At 59.3% G+C, this 17,047-nt stretch carries 15 protein-coding genes; 9 read left to right on the top strand and 6 right to left on the bottom strand.

Annotation, left to right across the window (positions count from 1 at the left end):
* Positions 1-402: 402 nt before the first annotated feature.
* The 3 genes from RYL44_RS08115 to RYL44_RS08125 all read right to left on the bottom strand — a co-directional run bounded on the left by RYL44_RS08115 (position 403) and on the right by RYL44_RS08125 (position 2,892).
* Positions 403-1,098 carry a DUF6318 family protein gene (locus tag RYL44_RS08115; protein ID WP_314975653.1) on the bottom strand — a complete coding sequence of 232 codons (696 nt, stop codon included), beginning with the start codon at positions 1,096-1,098 and terminating at the stop codon, positions 403-405.
* 14 nt (positions 1,099-1,112) lie between these two features.
* Positions 1,113-1,706, bottom strand: coding sequence for a hypothetical protein (locus RYL44_RS08120; protein WP_314975626.1), 594 nt, complete (start codon positions 1,704-1,706; stop codon positions 1,113-1,115).
* Positions 1,707-2,031: 325 nt separating this feature from the next.
* A complete protein-coding gene (locus RYL44_RS08125; protein WP_314975654.1) occupies positions 2,032-2,892 on the bottom strand; it encodes a DUF6318 family protein in 861 nt (286 codons plus the stop codon).
* 530 nt (positions 2,893-3,422) lie between these two features.
* Here RYL44_RS08125 and RYL44_RS08130 point away from each other — a divergent pair.
* On the top strand, positions 3,423-3,716 hold the full coding sequence (locus RYL44_RS08130; protein WP_314975655.1) for a CopG family transcriptional regulator: 294 nt from the start codon (positions 3,423-3,425) through the stop codon (positions 3,714-3,716).
* 118 nt (positions 3,717-3,834) lie between these two features.
* Positions 3,835-4,077 (top strand): hypothetical protein, encoded by a 243-nt coding sequence (locus RYL44_RS08135; protein ID WP_314975656.1) that lies wholly within the window; start codon positions 3,835-3,837, stop codon positions 4,075-4,077.
* 179 nt (positions 4,078-4,256) lie between these two features.
* Here the strand turns inward: RYL44_RS08135 and RYL44_RS08140 are convergent, their stop codons facing one another.
* The 3 genes from RYL44_RS08140 to RYL44_RS08150 all read right to left on the bottom strand — a co-directional run bounded on the left by RYL44_RS08140 (position 4,257) and on the right by RYL44_RS08150 (position 6,284).
* The gene (locus tag RYL44_RS08140) at positions 4,257-4,451 is read right to left on the bottom strand and encodes a hypothetical protein (RefSeq protein ID WP_314975657.1); all 195 of its coding nucleotides are present in this window, start codon (positions 4,449-4,451) and stop codon (positions 4,257-4,259) included.
* Between the two features lie 14 nt (positions 4,452-4,465).
* Positions 4,466-4,825, bottom strand: coding sequence for a hypothetical protein (locus RYL44_RS08145; protein ID WP_314975658.1), 360 nt, complete (start codon positions 4,823-4,825; stop codon positions 4,466-4,468).
* Between the two features lie 565 nt (positions 4,826-5,390).
* Positions 5,391-6,284 (bottom strand): DUF6318 family protein, encoded by an 894-nt coding sequence (locus RYL44_RS08150; protein WP_314975659.1) that lies wholly within the window; start codon positions 6,282-6,284, stop codon positions 5,391-5,393.
* A 690-nt stretch (positions 6,285-6,974) separates the two neighbouring features.
* Between RYL44_RS08150 and RYL44_RS08155 the strand changes: the two genes are divergently transcribed.
* From RYL44_RS08155 to pglX, 7 genes are all read left to right on the top strand, one after another.
* On the top strand, positions 6,975-7,244 hold the full coding sequence (locus tag RYL44_RS08155; protein ID WP_314975660.1) for a hypothetical protein: 270 nt from the start codon (positions 6,975-6,977) through the stop codon (positions 7,242-7,244).
* Between the two features lie 196 nt (positions 7,245-7,440).
* Positions 7,441-8,118 (top strand): hypothetical protein, encoded by a 678-nt coding sequence (locus RYL44_RS08160; RefSeq protein ID WP_314975661.1) that lies wholly within the window; start codon positions 7,441-7,443, stop codon positions 8,116-8,118.
* Between the two features lie 775 nt (positions 8,119-8,893).
* On the top strand, positions 8,894-9,814 hold the full coding sequence (locus tag RYL44_RS08165; RefSeq protein WP_314975662.1) for a hypothetical protein: 921 nt from the start codon (positions 8,894-8,896) through the stop codon (positions 9,812-9,814).
* Between the two features lie 127 nt (positions 9,815-9,941).
* A complete protein-coding gene (locus RYL44_RS08170; RefSeq protein WP_314975663.1) occupies positions 9,942-10,562 on the top strand; it encodes a BrxA family protein in 621 nt (206 codons plus the stop codon).
* A gap of 115 nt (positions 10,563-10,677) precedes the next feature.
* On the top strand, positions 10,678-11,325 hold the full coding sequence (locus RYL44_RS08175) for a BREX protein BrxB domain-containing protein (RefSeq protein ID WP_314975664.1): 648 nt from the start codon (positions 10,678-10,680) through the stop codon (positions 11,323-11,325).
* An 18-nt stretch (positions 11,326-11,343) separates the two neighbouring features.
* On the top strand, positions 11,344-14,853 hold the full coding sequence (gene brxC, locus RYL44_RS08180) for a BREX system P-loop protein BrxC (RefSeq protein ID WP_314975665.1): 3,510 nt from the start codon (positions 11,344-11,346) through the stop codon (positions 14,851-14,853).
* A gap of 11 nt (positions 14,854-14,864) precedes the next feature.
* Positions 14,865-17,021, top strand: coding sequence for a BREX-1 system adenine-specific DNA-methyltransferase PglX (pglX, locus tag RYL44_RS08185; protein WP_314975666.1), 2,157 nt, complete (start codon positions 14,865-14,867; stop codon positions 17,019-17,021).
* The last annotated feature ends 26 nt before the right edge of the window (positions 17,022-17,047 follow it).

Consider the following 17,047-nt stretch of genomic DNA (forward strand, 5'->3'; position numbering starts at 1 on the left):
TTGGTGTGACCGCTGAGGAAGCGCGCTCGGAGCTGCGCGACCTCGTGTCACGAGGCCTAGTCACGTCCACGGGTCAGCGCCGCTGGGTGCGATACGAGCTCGCTGTGAAGCCGTGACCGTGGTGTGACGCTGGTCCGGTGGCCTGGGGCGACCGGGACAGCTGCGGTGAGGGCGTGGGGGTGTTCCTTGTGTTGATGGATGTGTCGTCGACGGTGACGACGCGGAGACGGTCGAGTGTTTCACGTGAAACAATGACGTTGAGGCGGCGGCCCACGATGGTGGGCTGGGGCTCCAGTGTGTGGAGTGCTGGAGTCGTGGTGCCGCAGCCGTATTGTCAGCATCAACAATAAGAGTTGACTCTGCGGCCTGTCGCTCTCAGCGGATATGGATTCTCGGTGGTCATTAGTGATCCCAGATGTGGGTGACGACCCATGTGTCCCCCCGCTCTTCAAGAAATAGGACACGAAAGAGTGTTCGTTCGCTGTTGATTTCCTCGTCGGTTACTGTGCTTATGGTGTCGTATTGTTCTGATGCCTTTTCTTCTGTTAGGTGGCGGAATGCTGCCGGTGTTTGCAAATACGTGAACTCGATACAAATTCCTTCAGTGCCTGCCTTTTGGAGTGAACACTCGTATATCTTATTTGTTTGAAGATACTTATTGGTGAGCGGCTTGACGAGATATGCATCTGTATGCATGCGTTCCAGGTCGTGTGCAAATGCATCGCAGTAACCTTCAACCTGACACACCTTCATGAAGTCTTCTGTGTCTCCGGTATTGAACGCATATGCCCATAGGTCGATGTACCACTGTGATGTCGCTTGGGCACCGATTTGTCCACCCGCGTAAAGGTGTGGCGGGGGAGTGGGCTTCGGGATGTTAACGGGAGTTGGTTCTGTGGATTGAAGGGTGTCTCCCAATTGGGAGCCGGATTGCGCGGTGTTGTCAGACTGGGGTGACTGTGCCCCGGACTGAAGTTCGGCGTTCGCGTGGGCTCGAGCGTTGAATGCGTGGAACCCCAGGAACGATGCGCCGATGATGACAACGGCGGCAATAACGGCGCCGACCCACTGGCCGATGTTGGAGGGTTTGGTGGTCATGGTGCATCACTCGCTTAGTGGCCTTGTTTTTCTTCCCAGGTGTCGGTGTTGTTGATGACGAGGTGGGATAGGGGGAAGGGGCCTGTTGTTTCGGTGGTGGTGACCAGGCCGTTGATCGTCTGGGTCTCCCCCGTGAAAGGATTCGTGGCCGTCCCGCTCCAGGTGGTGGTGAGGGTGATTTCTCGGTTTTCGTGGGGGTAGGGGCCATCGAGCATGGAGCGCCAGCCTTGGGGCGGGGTGTAGTAGTGGCGGATGAGACGCGGGTCCTTGTTCGGGTCAATGCCCTTCTCCCACGCCAGGCCCGGGGAGGTGGTCACCGTGTTGGGGGTCCCATCGCCCCAGGAATACTCATAGTTCGTCGCCGTCAGAGTGATCGTGATGTCGCGGCCCAGCAGGTTGATCACGTGGGTCTGGGTAGGGTTCGTGACCGAGACGATCGTGGGGACGAACCGGTTCGTGTACGACACACCGTCGGGCCGCTTACGCAAACCCGCCCCATCAGCATGAATGACGGCTGCCGCCGAATAGAGAATCTCTCTCGTTGTAGGTAGCTTCTCAGGTAGGGGAGATTCAGGAGTCTCTGGTGGCGGATAGGCGCATACTGCCACACGCAACTTCAGCGGTAGCGAAGGGTCGGTGATGTCGAAACCGCAATGCTCCCAGTCAATATCAGAATCTGGATCGCTGGCGTGCTCAGATTGAGCCGTGTTTAGGGCTCTGTCATCACCAAGAGTCGATTCAGATGAGGGAGCGGATCCGTCAATGATTTGTTGCACTGTGTTCGCTAGCGCCACTGCAACACTTGTTCCACTGGCTTCGGCCCCAAAGTGCGGAGAACCTAAGGGCAAGTCCTCTGCGCGCGCGTTCGAGGCCGCTAATACCGTCAAGAAGAATGTGTATGATAGTAGTGACGATATGAGTCGACATGGGTTGTTATTTTCCTTGAGCACTTTCCGAACCTCCTTGAATGGCAATCCAAGTTCCGTCCCTCCATGTCATCAGTAAGGCAAAGACTAACTGTGATTCCTCTGCAGAGGAGACAGCATTCTTGCCTCTGCACGTTGTGCCGTCTGATGTTGTAGCTAAGAAGACGATAAGTACTGAATTAGGCGGCACGTCTTTGCCATTAGGTGGTTGTGGATTGACTTGTAAAATGTGATCGATAGTAATTGTGTTGCCGAATGTCCATCCGGACGAATAAGTGTCATGAATGTCGGATATGAACTTATTTCGAAAACTATCATTCGGGTCTGAAACTGCCTCAAAAGGAAACGTGTCTCCGGTGTTCCAGGCATACGCAAGGGTCGCTAGGTAGTACTCCGCTGCTGCTTCTGCTCCTCGTTCTGTGTTCTCTTTGGCCTCCTCGGGTAGTTGGGGTTTGGTGTAGATGGATGCTGCGTGTTCGGCCGGGCGAACGAGGACGCCGTCGGGGCCGATCTGGTATCCGCCCGACATCGCCGCCTCGGTGGAGGCCATGGCGGGTGCGGTGGGTGTGGGGTTGATGGGCGGGGTGGTGGTGGCTGCGACGGTTGGCCTTTCGCCCCATGCTGGCCACCAGCCTTCGGCGACCCCGTTGATGTACACGGCGAAGACAGCGCCCGCGAAGAGGGCCACGTAGACCACGCGCATCCCCCAATAGAACGGCTCAACGTGCAGCCAGGCCCGTGCGCTGGCCCGGGCGTCCTTGGGGCGTCGCGCTTTGACTTCGGCCCGATAGTCGGCCCACCGCTGACGCAGCGTGTACTTGCGCGGCATGGACTCGCGGCGGAACTGCTCCTCGTCCTCCTCAGTCACGGGCCGCTCGGACAACGGTGGAACCATCATGTTCTCTCAACCTCCACGATGAGGTAGCTATCCTCCAGCGCGCCCCCACCATCGGAAGCACACCCTGTTATGAACATAGGCTACGCCCAGAACCAACATAAAACACTAGAAATATAAAGTAACTATGATGCACATCCTCCCGAAATTTGATGATGGGCAGCGCAAATGTGCGACTAAAGGACAAATCGCTCGTCTGACCTTGTCAAACAATGATCGACGTGTGCGACGCACGCATCTGGTACAGGTGAAACTGTGGGCCAGTATGTGGACGAAGTCGCCAGTAAGGTTCAAAAGGCGTCATTTGGCGACATGTAGGGCTTCTGATCGAAGGAACGGAGTGTGCGCGCAGTGAGTTCCTTGATGGGGATGGGGGAGCGCCACCGTGCCATCGATTGTTTCACGTGAAACATTCCGACAAGAGATGCGTTGATCCGCGCCACTCTGGGTGTAGCGGCTGCGTCGCACAGCTTGAGAGGCATGTGCCGTGTATACCTGTCCCCATGAGGAAGCGCAGTAACCGAGCGGACGTGAAGATGAAGGCCGACCTCCAACGCTGGCTCATTGAATCCGGAGAAGCTGAAGAACTCGTGGCCTTCCTACGCGAGGAGCGGGCGCGTCATCCGGTGCTCCCGCCACGAGTGGCCGTAACCACGAGCCTTGACGTTGATATTTTCGACGCCATGATGGCTCGCGCGTCCAGTGAGGGCATCACGTCACGGTCGGGAGCCCTCCGCGCCGCGGTGCGTGAGTGGGTGCGTGATGTCGAGCGCCAGCCCGAGTCGCACGAGGATTGACGAGGCCGTGGCTGGTCCCCGGGTCATCGACGACAAGTGGGGTGCTGGGCGCGCCACAAAGAGAGGAACCCCGCCATGAAGTAGACATATGACTATGACGAAGCGTGACGATACAAGCATGGCGGAACAGAACGCCGAAATCCGGCGGTGGGCGGAGGACAACGGCCTGACGCTAGGGGCGAGGCTGGGTCAGCAGGAGGACATGGTCGAGAGACTCACTCCTCGAGGATCGGTCGTCGAGGTCGCGGTGACTATCGACGAGGACGTGTACGAGGCGGCGATGCTACGTGCAACCTACGACGGATACGACAACGCGTCCGAGGTCGTCGAAGAGGCCCTCCGAGAGTGGGTGCGGGGGTAGTAGGCCATCGAGAAGTATCTTGCCGGTGTAGCTCGTGAACGGCAGCGAATGCAAATTCATGTCGGTACCCGGCGACTGCTCCAGCGAGACTCTGCTCGTGTTCCTCGACAACGGGAAGACTAGAAGTCCGATCCTTATCAAGGACCGCGATCTCTACCCGCAAAACCTGGCCAACACCCCTACACTCTCAAATGCGAAGAGCCGGATTGCGCGGTGTTGTCAGACTGGGGTGACTGTGCCCCGGACTGAAGTTCGGCGTTCGCGTGGGCTCGAGCGTTGAATGCGTGGAACCCCAGGAACGATGCGCCGATGATGACAACGGCGGCAATAACGGCGCCGACCCACTGGCCGATGTTGGAGGGTTTGGTGGTCATGGTGCATCACTCGCTTAGTGGCCTTGTTTTTCTTCCCAGGTGTCGGTGTTGTTGATGACGAGGTGGGATAGGGGGAAGGGGCCTGTTGTTTCGGTGGTGGTGACCAGGCCGTTGATCGTCTGGGTCTCCCCCGTGAAAGGATTCGTGGCCGTCCCGCTCCAGGTGGTGGTGAGGGTGATTTCTCGGTTTTCGTGGGGGTAGGGGCCATCGAGCATGGAGCGCCAGCCTTGGGGCGGGGTGTAGTAGTGGCGGATTAAGCGTGGGTCGGTGTTCAGGTCCATGCCTTCGGACCAGACTGATCCTGTTGAGGCAGTCACCAGGCTGGGTGTCCCGTCTCCCCAGTTCCACTCGTAGTTTGTGGCTGTGAATGTCACGGTGATCTCGCGGCCAAACATTGTAACTACATGACTTTGGGTGGGGCGTGTTGCCGCGACAATGGTGGGGATGAACTTGTTCGTGTAGGAGATGCCCAACGGTCGCTTATACAAACCGGCCCCGTCGGCGTGAACAACAGCTGTCGCTAGATACAGAAGGTCTCGTGTCGTGGGAGTGCGGCTGGGGTCTTGGTTCGGTCCACCCTGTGGATCAGGAGGGAGCGGACAATCATCGACGGTGGCATCATCGGAGACAATGGGGCTGTTGGCCACTTTGCCGAGAAATACTTGTATGCAGGGCACGGCACTCTTGTAGGAATCTGACACAGGATCAGCCTCCTCGTTAGCGGTGAGGGCAGGAATGTCATCGGCAGGACGATGATCATTCGGCGGAGATGCTGGATCAGACTCACCTTCACCCATCTCGCCGTTAACTAGCGCGTCTCCATCTTCGATATGTCCTCCTATTCTTGGAGTGGGTTGTTCGAGGGCGGCTGTAGCAACGGGTTGCAACAGAGTCGGGAGAGCAAGAAATGGGAGCGCGACAATGCTGAATATCGGTAACCTAGTCCTCATTGTCAGCAACGGTCCTTCCCTGAATTTCTTTCCATTTGCCGTCTTGCCATGCCATGATAAACGTAACCGTCGACTTATATTTTGATGCTGGTGTTTCTACTTTTGTCTTTGTGCAGGATGTTCCCTCATATGTTTCGGTACGGAACTTAACGAGGATGGAACCTTGAGGGACATCGTTCCCATTTGCCTCAACCGGCTCGACACGGAGGACATACGTGATGTTTGATTCCATTCCATAATTCCACCCGTCGGAGTATTGCTCATTCACATCGTTAATGTAGTCTGATGCAAATTTTGACGTCGGTGATGACATGTCAGCAAATGGTTGTGTGTCACCTGTGTTGAATGCGTAGATTAGGGTTGCTAGGTAGTACTCCGCCGCTGCTTCGGCTCCTCGTTCGGTGTTCTCCTTAGCTTCGTCGGGTAGTTCGGGTTTGGTGTAGGTGGATGCTGCGTGTTCGGCGGGGCGTACGAGGACGCCGTCGGGTCCGATTTGGTATCCGCCCGACATCGCGGCCTCGCCCGAGGCCGTGGCAGAGGCAGTGGGCACAGGCCTGGCGGCGGGCGGCGTGGTCGTGGCGGCCACGGTGGGCCTCTCGCCCCACGCTGGCCACCAGCCTTCGGCGACCCCGTTGATGTACACGGCGAAGACCGCGCCCGCGAAGAGGGCCACGTAGACCACGCGCATCCCCCAATAGAACGGCTCGACGTGCAGCCACGCCCGTGCACGGGCCCGGGCGCCCTTGGGGCGCCGCGCTTTGACCTCGGCGCGGTAGTCAGCCCAGCGCCGGCGCAGCGTGTACTTGCGCGGCGCCGACTCGCGCCGGAATTGTTCCTCGTCTTCGTCGGTGACGGGGCGTTCGGATAGGGGTGGGACCATCATGCTCTCTTAACCTCCGCGACGAGGTGTCCTCTGGTGCACCACCATCGTCGGAGGCGCGCCTTGTTATCACGCAAGAGTACGCGCAAGATAAAGACGGAACAATGAGAATGTAAGGTAACTATGATGCATATCGTCTCACGAGTCATCCCCAATCTGAACGGATGCGCGCTGCTTCAGTCGGCCTCGTCCGTGACCGCGGCAAATAGTTGACACGTTAGAGGAAGAAGGGTCCTGTTACAGGTAATTCTGTGGGACGGTATGTGGACATGATGGTGTTAATGCTTGGGTGATGCAGGGAATGGGCATGCAAAATGGGCTGCTTCGTGGAGTCGGTGGACACCTCCGAGAATGTTTCACGTGAAACATCCCGTGGGCCCGCGGTTGGTTGGGACTGGATCGTGGTCTCGTCTGAGTGGGTCGTAGGTGAGTGTCCGTATATGAATCATGTTCGCCGAACTGGCGGAAAGCTGAAGGGTGGACTTCGGCGTTGAATCTCAGAATCTGGAGAACTTAGAGGGCTTGTATTTCTTCTCCGCGCCGCGACGGGTGAGTGGGTGACTGCCGTCGAGCCTCCGCCGGAGGGGCGCGGGAATTGACGAGGCCGTGGCGCCTCCCCGGGTCACGATCGACGCGTGGATAGATGGGTGTGCCGCGAGGACAGGAGGGTCGCTCTCGTGTACACATGTGACTATGACGAAGCATGACGATGAGAGCTTGGCGGAACAGAACGCTGAAATCCGGCGGTGGGCGGACGCGAACGGCCTGACGGTCGGGGCGATATTCGGTGAGCAGCGTGACGCGGTGGAGCGAGTCGCTCCTCGAGCGCCGGTCGTCGAGGTCACGGTGCGCATCGACGAGGACGTGTACGAGGCGGCGATGCTGCGCGCAACCTACGACGGCTACGACAGTGCGTCCGAGGTCGTCGAAGAGGCCCTCCGAGAGTGGGCGCGAGGGTACTAGGCACGCCGAGATGCATTTGGCTAGTTGCGACGGCGTCTCAGGGGGAGTCGCCCGTTATGAGGATGCGGTGCGACACGTCGTGGGTATTCTCGGCAGGAATATTAGCTGTGACTATGATTCGACAGAGAAGCGTGGTTCGGAGTTCATCGTTCGGGGCCTGATTTCAATGTTGAAGGTCAGATGAGCGAGGGAGCACATGGACGCCATCGATGAGTTGATTAACGGTGCGAAGACTTTCTACGCGGATGCGCGCAGGGATGAGAATGGGCGCTCGCGCTCGTGGGAGCATTGCTATCGCACCTTTCGAGATGCGCGGACCGACCCGTCCCCGGACTGCGACTATTTGAGCCTGCACCTCGCTTTCTACCTGGCGAGCTGGGGAATGTATCGGGGCTCGTGCTTCATACTTCAGAAGGACTACAAGGTGCACACGCCCATCGTCGAGGAGATCCTCAAGCCCGAATACGACTGCCTGTTTGGGCTCGCCTGCGTGAGGCTGCGGGAGCCTGAGGTTCAGGCGAGGCTCAAGAAGGTGTGCGAAGAGATCGCCGCCTACTTCCATCCAATCCGCGAAGAGGTCGCAGGGCGTGAGCGTGCTAGTTCAGTGTCGCCGGTCCTCATCACGAAAATTCTCATGGGAACGCTCGGGTGTGTGCCCGCGTACGACAGGTTCTTTCAGGTTGGCGTTGCGACATACAAGGTGACGACGCAGACATACAGCCCGGAGTCCGTCCTCAAGCTCGTGGACTTTTACGAGGAGCACAACGACCGCCTCGAGGAAGCGCGGCGAGGCTTCGAGGGAGATGACCTGGTGTATCCGCAGATGAAGCTGCTGGATATGGGGTTTTGGCAGATTGGGTTCGAGAAGAGCTGAGATGCCTGTAGACCCTGATGTGCTTCTCATTAGGGTCGGTGCATATTCGGTGTGTTAGCGCCGATGAGTGGCTCCTCCGAGTTGAGCGTGGGTGATCGGTTGTTGGTCGGGGGCGGGTAGAGGTCAAGGTCCTGGATGATGAGTGGACTTCTGCCCCCGCCGTCTTCAAGGATCTCGGGCGGTGTCTCACCCTACCTGCTGCTCTACGTTGCCGCGTCCAGCAAGACACGGCCGGTCGCCGCGGGCGCAGGGGTGATCCCCTCTACTTGGTCTGCATTCTTTTGCGCGCCTCACGACCCAGGCTTTCCCCACCAAACAAGAATGCTTCCGTGAGGCCTTCGTGGCAGATGAGGCGCATATCAGCGTCGTTGTCGCCTACCACTGTGCCCAGCAGGTGCGTGAGTCTTCCATGAAGACACACCCGCTCAAGGCCGAAGTCTGGCCGCTTGTCTCGTCGCGCGCCTACCAATGTGTCCCATCCTTGCGATTGCTCGACTGGGCCGGACCCTGTGCAATTGGAAGGACTCGTTCGATGCCTACTTCGACATAGGTGGCGCCAGCGATGTACCGCACCGAAGCCATCAACGGAATCATCGAACTGGGCAGATGCGATGCCAGAGGTTAACGCGACCCCCACCAACTACAGACGCCGAATGCTTCTCATCACCGCAGGCCTAGACGCCTCCCCCACATCAAACTATGAAAATCAGTTTGACGCCCGTACGCAGATGTATATGGCTGACCTTACGCTCTGCTTGACAGTCAGATGCTGTCGATGAAGACCGTGATCGATAAGAAAGGAAAGATCATGTCCTGGATTGTTGAACTTGTGATTGGCATTGTGTCCGGCGTTGTCTCTGGGATCATTCTTGCGAAACTGGTCCCGGATGGCTCAATGGCCCCGGAACCTACAGCATCAGGAGGAGGTGCCGTGACCCAACAGGTGATGGCAGCGAATGGTGATGTCGCCATGGTTGCCGGCGATCGAAACTATACGCATATTGGTGACGACAACTCGACACACGTGACTGTCGCCGGTGAGAGCGGCTCAAGAAGGGCCGACAGTGATGGGGATATGTGGCTGATGATTGGGCTTGGCTTTGCTGCCTTCGTCGTCATTGCTATCTTCCTCATGAGGTACTACGAGATTCTGGTGGGTCTCCTCGTGATCACTTCCGTGTTCTTGATGACGATGTCATTGCTGACTGCAGGCCTATCCTTGCGGAGTAGGCGCGTGTCTAAGCCTCTTCGCTCCTCCATCGTCGCGAGCTTTCTGGCGGTGACGGCCACCTACGCGACCTACTGGTCGTGTTTCATCCTGTCTACAGGAAAGTCCGGCCTGTCGATCCCGGATCTCAGTCGAATGCTGTCTCAAGCAACCAGCGACGACAAGCTGGTACCGTTCGCCGAGGCTCTCGATCTACTCAGTGCTGAACGCGCCTTCCCCTATGTCTCAGTGGTCTTCATGGCGATGCTCGTGACGGCCGTGCTCTGCTTCTTTGCTCTTGGAATGATGATTCGGGAGTTCTGTGAGCGGCGAGTCGCCGCGCACCGTGCGGGCAGCGTAAGTGGCTGGCTTATCGACCATCTTCCCGTTCCGGGCTGGCGCTACATCCTGGGTGTTCTGCTGCTTGCATGCGTGCCAGCTCTGATCGTCGTGCTCTTCCGCAACGTTCAGCCGACCTGGCTCAGCTAGTGTCAGCAACGATCATGGTGTTGTCCCCGCGCGGCTGTCCGCGCGGGGACAACCGTGTGCGATGATAGTGGGGTTCTTGGCGGGATAACCGCCGCGTTGATTGAGGTAGACCGTGAGAGGTGGCGTCGTGTCGGATCGGAGGCTGGCCTCGACTATCACAGTGGGCGGCGCGACGAACGCGGGAACGTTTGAGGCGGCCGAGCTGATGGCTGCCGGCATGAGCGCGCGCGAGGCGAGCGACGTGTTGTTCGAGCAGAACCTGGTGGTCGCGGGTTCAGAGTCGACGCGGCGCCGCTTGGCGAGCGCGACGACGAAGCATCTGTCGTTCCTCGAGGATGACGCTCTCCGATTTGTTGCCAGCCGCGAGTATGGCTGGGAGCTTGTCATGTGGCTGGCTCTCGTAACGGAGTCCTACGTGTTCGCTGCGTGCGCGCGCGAGGTAGCGTGGCCGCGCCTGGTCGTCGATGAGGCCCCACTGACCTCGTCGGACATCGACGACTTCGTGGAGCGCCAGCGCAGGGTGGATCCCGCGATGTCGACGCTGACGGTGAAGAGTGGGCAGAAAGTACGCTCGGTCTTTCTGCGCTGCATGCGCGACGTGGGATTCATCGACGAGGCTGGGGTTGGTTTGCCGGTGGTGGTTCCCGTGGGGGTTGCCCGCCTGGTGAACGCGGCTCCCCAGCCCTGGGGGTGGCCGATGCGGGAGTCGTTCCCGGTCGCGCAGTTCCAGTTTGATGTCCTTGACTGACAGTTATTCGAGAAATTGTGACGCAGGAGCCATGATTGGGCTCGAATTGTGGGTGGCCTGCGGTACGGTATGAGAAGCCCGGTAAGGGGTGCTGCGCGAGAGGAAGGTACGGTCGGTGTCGAAGCGTGGAGCGTATCTGGATTCGCTCAGGGAGACCTTTGATTGCGCCTTCCGGGTGCTCACGTCGGAGCGCTTCAGAAAGATGGAGGGCCTGGGCAACGAGGTTCCTTTCTTCGTCCTGCGCTATAAGCCGGAGTGGGAGCCGACTGTCGACGAGGAACTCTCGCGGCTACGTCGTCGCCTGCGCGAGGAGCGCTACCGCCTGGCCGATGTTGACGTGTTTGCGCTCGCTGTGGACATGTGGAAGGCATCGCCGTTCTTCGATCAGATGTTGGCGATGGAAAAGACGTTGCCTCCGGTGACTTTCCGGGATGCGTTGAGCAAGGTAATCGACGTCGAGGGTTTGCTTGCGCCCGCCATTAAGGAGGCCGTGGACGAGGCCGGGGGAGAGGACAGTGTTGATGCCGTCCTGCTCTCGGGGGTGCACCACCTGTTTCCGCTCGTGCGCACGCATTTGCTGTTGAATTGCCTGCAACCCCTGTTGGGGCGTGTGCCGCTGGTTGTGATCTTCCCGGGGTCGTACCACCAGTCGCCGTCCACTCATTCGGCGCTCGTCCTCTTCGATCAAATCTCCCAGGACAACTACTACCGCGCTTTTGATTTGGTGGACTTCTCACTTACTCTAGAACCGTCTGTGAACTGAAAGACAAAGGTGTGACGCATGGACATGAAGGGTCTGTACGCGAAGGATATTTTCCGGTCGATCGACGGTGTCATCAAGGCTGACGACGTCTCCAAAGTTGCTTCCGAGGTCGACGAATACGTCATGACCAGCGAGATCCGCAGCGGTCTGTCGCGCATCGTCGATGCGTGGAACCAGGTCGATGCTCCGTCGAACGGCGTGTGGATCGCGGGTTTCTTCGGTTCGGGTAAGTCGCACCTGCTAAAGATGCTGTCCTATCTGCTCGGTGAGCAGGCGGGCAACCAGCCGGTGACCCGCGAAGATGTCGAACGCGCCTTCGAGCAGAAGGTTGCAGGCGACGAGACGCTTATCGCGGACCTGAAGAGGAGCCTGCATACGCCCACGCGCGCTGTGCTCTTCAATATCGACGCCAAGGATGATAAGTCGACGCGTGAGCGCGGATCGGCAATGATAGAGGTCTTCTACAAGGTCTACTTTGAGGCGCGCGGCCTGTACTCGAAGGATCTGGGAGTCGGAGCGCTCGAACGTGACCTGGAGGATCGGGGAGAGCTGGCGCGTTTCCGCGAGGCCTACCAGGAGGAAGCTGGGCATACCTGGGAAGTTGGACGGGTCAATACGGTCTTTTCGGAGGCGCTTGTCTCAAAGGCTCTGGCCCGCCTGGGCCACCAGGTGGATCAGCCCTTCCGCAGCTACCGTGAGCAGCTGAACCTGTCGGCCGAGGCCTTCGCGCAGGACGTTGCCTCGTGGCTGGATCGTCAGGGTCCTCACCAGCGCATCGCCTTCTTCGTCGACGAGGTCGGCCAGTTCATCGGCGACGACTCGCAGCTGATGCTGAACCTTCAGACCATCACCGAGCAGCTGGCGACGCATTGCCCCGGTCGCGCCTGGGTCTTTGTGACCTCGCAGGAGGAACTGAGTGGTATTACGGCGCAGATGAACGAGCGTCGCAGCACCGACTTCTCGAAGATTCAGGGGCGCTTCGCGATCAAGGTGAGCCTGTCGACGGAGGAGGTCACGGACGTGATCGCTCGTCGCCTCCTGACGAAGAGCGAGCAAGGGGTGGAAGAGCTGGACACGCTGTGGCAGCGTCTCGGTGCGGGCTTCCCGTCGATGTTCCGCTTTCCGGAGGGGACGAAGAAGTACGACAACTACCTCACCAGGGATAGCTTCGTCGCCAAGTACCCGTTTGTGGACTACCAGTTCGAAATGTTCACGCAGGCGATGCGAGGCCTGTCCGATAATGACCTGTTCACGGGCCGTCATTCGTCGGTGGGTGCGCGTTCGCTGCTGGGTGTGTGCCAGCAGATCGCGCAGGAGCTGACGGATGACGAACTGGGTACGGTTGCGTCTTTCGATCGCTTCTACGACGGCATCGCGGCGATGCTGAAGTCCGACGTGAAGGACAACATCGGGCGCGCCGCACAGGATTCGCGCACGAGTGACTCCTTCACGATGAGCGTGCTGAAGGTTCTCCTGCTCGTTCGCTACGTGGATTCCTTCCAGGCGTATCCGCGCAATATTGCGGTCCTGCTGCGCCGATCCCTGGATCAGGATGCGACGGATCTGGAGACGCGTGTTGAGCGTGCGCTTCGCATCCTGTCGGATCAGGTGTATGTGCAGCGTCAGGCGGATGGAACCTACGCGTACATGACGAACGAAGAAAAGGAAGTTCGTCGCGAGATCAGTCAGATCATCGTGGAATCCCGTGAGGTCACGGATCTGCTGCGCACGGATATCCGTAGGCACGCCGGCACCTCGGTGGCGAGCTTCGTCTATCCCGGAACGAACCGTCGCATGGGCGTGTCCCTGTTCGTCGATGGGCGTCGAGAACAGGCCGAGCCGCTTGTAATCTCGGTGTTTACGCCGCAGTCCTCTCTAGACGAGGAGGGTATCCGCCACGAGAGTGTTGTTCGTCGTGACACCCTTTCGTTGGGGCTCGATGTCAGCTCCGAGATCCTCGAAGACGTGCGTGTCTTCTGCCAGACGGAGGAGTATGTGAAGCGCCAGGCGGGCGCGGCCTCAGGTTTACGTAAGCGCATCATCCTGACGCACAAGGAAGACAACGAGCAGCGCCGTCGAGTGATTGGTGAGGCAGTGAAAGACGCGCTCATGCGCGCGTCACTGTTCGTCGATGGGCAGGAAGTGAAGACGGGGACGGCTGATGAGCCAAAGGACGTGATTGAACTAGGTTTGACTCGCCTGGCCCAGCAGGTCTACCCCCGTATCGAGGAGGCGAAGCCACTAGCGAACCTCAAGGACGGGCAGATCGCGTCCTTCCTGCGCGATCAGGAGGATGCGACGCTCGACGTCGATCCGGGCGTGGATATCGCGCAGCGTCTGGCGGGCGAGTGCGCCCAGTGGGTGGAGCAGGCGCGCGTGATCAACGGCCAAAACGTGTTCGTGAAAAACGCGATCGAGTATTACGGTCAGCCGCCCTTCGGCTGGGACAAGAACGCGGTCCTGGCCATCGTGGCGACAGCCCTTCGACTGGAGCTGCTCGAGGCCCTCGAGAACGACAGGCCTCTCGCTCGCACGGAGCTGGAGGGTGCCCTGCGCGACGTGAACCGTCAGGGGCGCGTGCTGCTGCAGAAAAAGAAGCACCTGGATCGTGCAGCGCTCGCGGATTTCCAGCGTTTTGTCGGCCAGTTTGTCCCCGGTGAGTCCCCGCAGGATGGTCCCTCGCGCGTTCGCGCGGTTGAGGTCAAGGCAGCCGAATGGGTAAGGCTTCTCAAGGAGTATAAGTCCGAGAGGTATAGCTTCGACGACGAGGTCGCCGAAGCCCTTGACCTGCTGACGCCGCTCACGACGACGCAGCACACCGAAGAGGAGATGCTTGCCCCGCAGATCCGCGGCGGATTCGACGATCTGATCGAGATCGTCGACGACTTCCTCATGCCCTACCGGGAGTTCGTGGAGGAGCATGAACAGGAGCTTCGCGACGCGTTGGCCGAGGCTGATAGCCTGTCGGTCTTTGAGCTCACGGGGGACGGCAAGCAGGCGATCGAAGACCTCCGGAAGCTCGTGGAGGATCGCAGGCTGTACATGCGCACGCAGGAGATCGCGCCGCTGGTTCGGCGTATCGACGCGGCGCGTCTTGCGCTAGTGCAGGCGCAGCGCGACAAGGTGCTGCGACGTATTGACGAGGCAGTGGCGAGTATTCGCGGGTCCGCTGAATTCAAGGCCGCGTCGGAGAACGCTCAGCTGAGGGTTGATGCGGAGATGGAGCGGCTCTGCGACGCGGTAAATCGGGTGTCGAAGCCGGGTCATGCAGAGGAAATCGGCCGTCAGCTCGATCAGCGTGTGGACGACCTCTACGCCGCATTGATCGCGTCGGCGACGCCTGCGGAGCACCCGGACGCAGACGAGCCGACGGAGCCGACCAAGAGGCCGACGATTGTACGCCTGGCGGATGTGCTGCCGAAGACGACCGGCCTCCTGTCGACGCCAGATCAGGTCAACGACTACATCGAGCGCGTTCGCGAGCAGATGCTCGCGGCTGTGAACGACGGCAAGCAGCTGCGCCCCTGAAGGAGTAAGCAATGAACACTTCAGCGTTGGAGTCCCTGGCGTCCGCCTCGCGCGAGCGCCTCATCGAGATGTCCGTGGCGGCGATCGAGCGCAAGATGGCCGATCCTCTTCTCAGCGATGCCGACCGTGCGCGCCTGACCCAGGCTGTCGACAAGCACGCCGAGGCCGGTGGCAACCGGGTGCTGGGGGCCGCGAAGGTGGTCGCCTACTCGTGGTTCAACCGCCTGACAGCCCTGCGCTACATGGACGCGATGGGCCTCTCGGGCGACTACGGAGTCGTCACACCGGCGGAGGGGTTGGGGACGGGTGTGCCCGAGTGCGTGCAGCGTGCTCGTGGGGGCGACTTCGACCGTCACATCGGAGAGGCGGCGCGGGCGCGGGTAGCGCAGCTGCTCTTCGATAATCAGGACCTTGATGCATACGTCCTGCTGCTCCGCGAGTATTTCACCTCGTGGCACCGGGTTATGCCGGGCGTATTCCCCGAGGCGGACGACTGGACGAACCTGGTTCCGCCAACGGACCTGCTGTCGGCTGGTGAGTCTGTGCGTGCCGAGATCGTGGCGGTGATTAGCCCCGATGAGTCTGGACGCATGGACGTTGAGGTCATCGGCTGGCTCTATCAGTTCTACATTTCAGCTCGTAAGCAGGAAATCAACGAGTCGAAGGCCAAGATCGACAAGGATACGTTGGCCCCCGTCACGCAGCTCTTTACCCCGCACTGGGTGGTGCGCTACCTAGTGGAGAATACGCTGGGGAAGCAGTGGCTGCGTGCCCACCCGGACTCGGCGCTCCGGGAGCAATTCGAGTACCTGGTGACTCCTGCCGAGGGGCAGGAGGCTCAGGTTCTGGCGATCGTCAACCCGGAGGACTTCCGCGTCATCGACCCGGCCTGCGGCTCCGGACACATGCTCACCTATGCTTTCGACGTCCTGTGGGAGATGTATGTTGAAGCCGGGTACCCGACCAGGCGGATCGCGCGCCTGATCCTGGAGAACAACTTGCACGGGGCGGATGTGGATGGGCGCGCGGCGCAGCTCGCCTCCTTCGCCCTGACCATGAAGGCCGTCGAGCACGATGCTCGGTTCCTGGAGCGCATCGAACGCGAGAGCCAGCGGGGCATCGAGACCTTGTGGCGGGGGCCCAGGATTGTTCACGTTAAGTCCGTGGTACTCGATGAGCTGAGCCCCGCAGAGATTGCGGAGGCCTCCGGGGACGGAGTCTCCCTCGGCGTCTCTCAGCTGATCGAGCAGTTGCTCGATGCCGACACCTACGGGTCCCTCATCCGTGTGCCCGCGGGCGCCTCCGCCCTGTTCCGCGAGATCGCTCGCCGTATTGAAGCGGGGGAGAGACAGCACATGCTGGGCGGCGCGGACAGCGAGGAGTGGCTGCGCGCCGCCGACATGTGCGAGATCCTCGAGGACGGCCGCTACACGACCCTGATTGCAAACCCGCCGTACTTGGTTAAAGATAAGTTTGGAAACAAACTTAAGTGCTTTGTAAATCAGTGTTATAAGCGCAGTTCGAAGGATCTGTGTACAACATTTATCGAACGTGCTGTATCGCTTGTTGGGATTCATGGCGCAATCGGTATGATCACGATGCATGCGTGGATGTTTCTAGATTCGTACTCCAATCTGCGACCATGGATGCTCTCTACCGTGAGCATTGACACAATGGCTCACCTTGGTACGCGTGCCTTCGACTCAATTGCTGGAGAGGTCGTCCAGACGACCGCATTCACGCTAGCTAATGCCCCCAGCGACACCAGGCGAGAAGGTGTCTATCTACGTCTCGTAGATGGGAAGACTGAGGGTGAGAAGGAGACGATGCTCTGTGAAATTGCATCGCAGAAGGGACATGATCTCCGCTTTGAGGTATCGGCTGCTTCTTTCTCATTAATTCCCGGGAAGCCTATTGTCTACTGGGCGAGCCAACAGACGCTAGCAGCCTTTAAAAATGGCGTGCCGCTTGGCGAGGTCACAAATCCTCGATCGGGTTTGTGCACGGGAAATAACTCGCTGTTTGTTCGCGAGTGGTTTGAAGTTTCGAAAAACCGTTCGTACTTGAAGGCGAATGATCGATCGGATGCTGTTGCTTCTAAAGCAAAGTGGTTCCCCTACAATAAGGGTGGAGAGTTTAGGACTATCGGTCACGAACGTGGTGCTTAAGTTCCGGGTTTAGGTTGGGATTGCGG

This window comes from Actinomyces bouchesdurhonensis (genome assembly GCF_963540955.1).
Taxonomy (GTDB): Bacteria; Actinomycetota; Actinomycetes; order Actinomycetales; family Actinomycetaceae; genus Pauljensenia; species Pauljensenia bouchesdurhonensis.

What these genes read in the sequence shown, in the direction of transcription:
- RYL44_RS08155 (WP_314975660.1), top strand. Translation starts at nt 6,975, where the DNA reads ATGACGAAGCATGACGATGAGAGCTTGGCGGAACAGAACGCTGAAATC.
- RYL44_RS08150 (WP_314975659.1), bottom strand. Translation starts at nt 6,284, where the DNA reads ATGATGGTCCCACCCCTATCCGAACGCCCCGTCACCGACGAAGACGAG.
- pglX (WP_314975666.1), top strand. Translation starts at nt 14,865, where the DNA reads ATGAACACTTCAGCGTTGGAGTCCCTGGCGTCCGCCTCGCGCGAGCGC.
- RYL44_RS08130 (WP_314975655.1), top strand. Translation starts at nt 3,423, where the DNA reads ATGAGGAAGCGCAGTAACCGAGCGGACGTGAAGATGAAGGCCGACCTC.
- brxC (WP_314975665.1), top strand. Translation starts at nt 11,344, where the DNA reads ATGGACATGAAGGGTCTGTACGCGAAGGATATTTTCCGGTCGATCGAC.
- RYL44_RS08115 (WP_314975653.1), bottom strand. Translation starts at nt 1,098, where the DNA reads ATGACCACCAAACCCTCCAACATCGGCCAGTGGGTCGGCGCCGTTATT.
- RYL44_RS08135 (WP_314975656.1), top strand. Translation starts at nt 3,835, where the DNA reads ATGGCGGAACAGAACGCCGAAATCCGGCGGTGGGCGGAGGACAACGGC.
- RYL44_RS08140 (WP_314975657.1), bottom strand. Translation starts at nt 4,451, where the DNA reads ATGACCACCAAACCCTCCAACATCGGCCAGTGGGTCGGCGCCGTTATT.
- RYL44_RS08165 (WP_314975662.1), top strand. Translation starts at nt 8,894, where the DNA reads ATGAAGACCGTGATCGATAAGAAAGGAAAGATCATGTCCTGGATTGTT.
- RYL44_RS08160 (WP_314975661.1), top strand. Translation starts at nt 7,441, where the DNA reads ATGGACGCCATCGATGAGTTGATTAACGGTGCGAAGACTTTCTACGCG.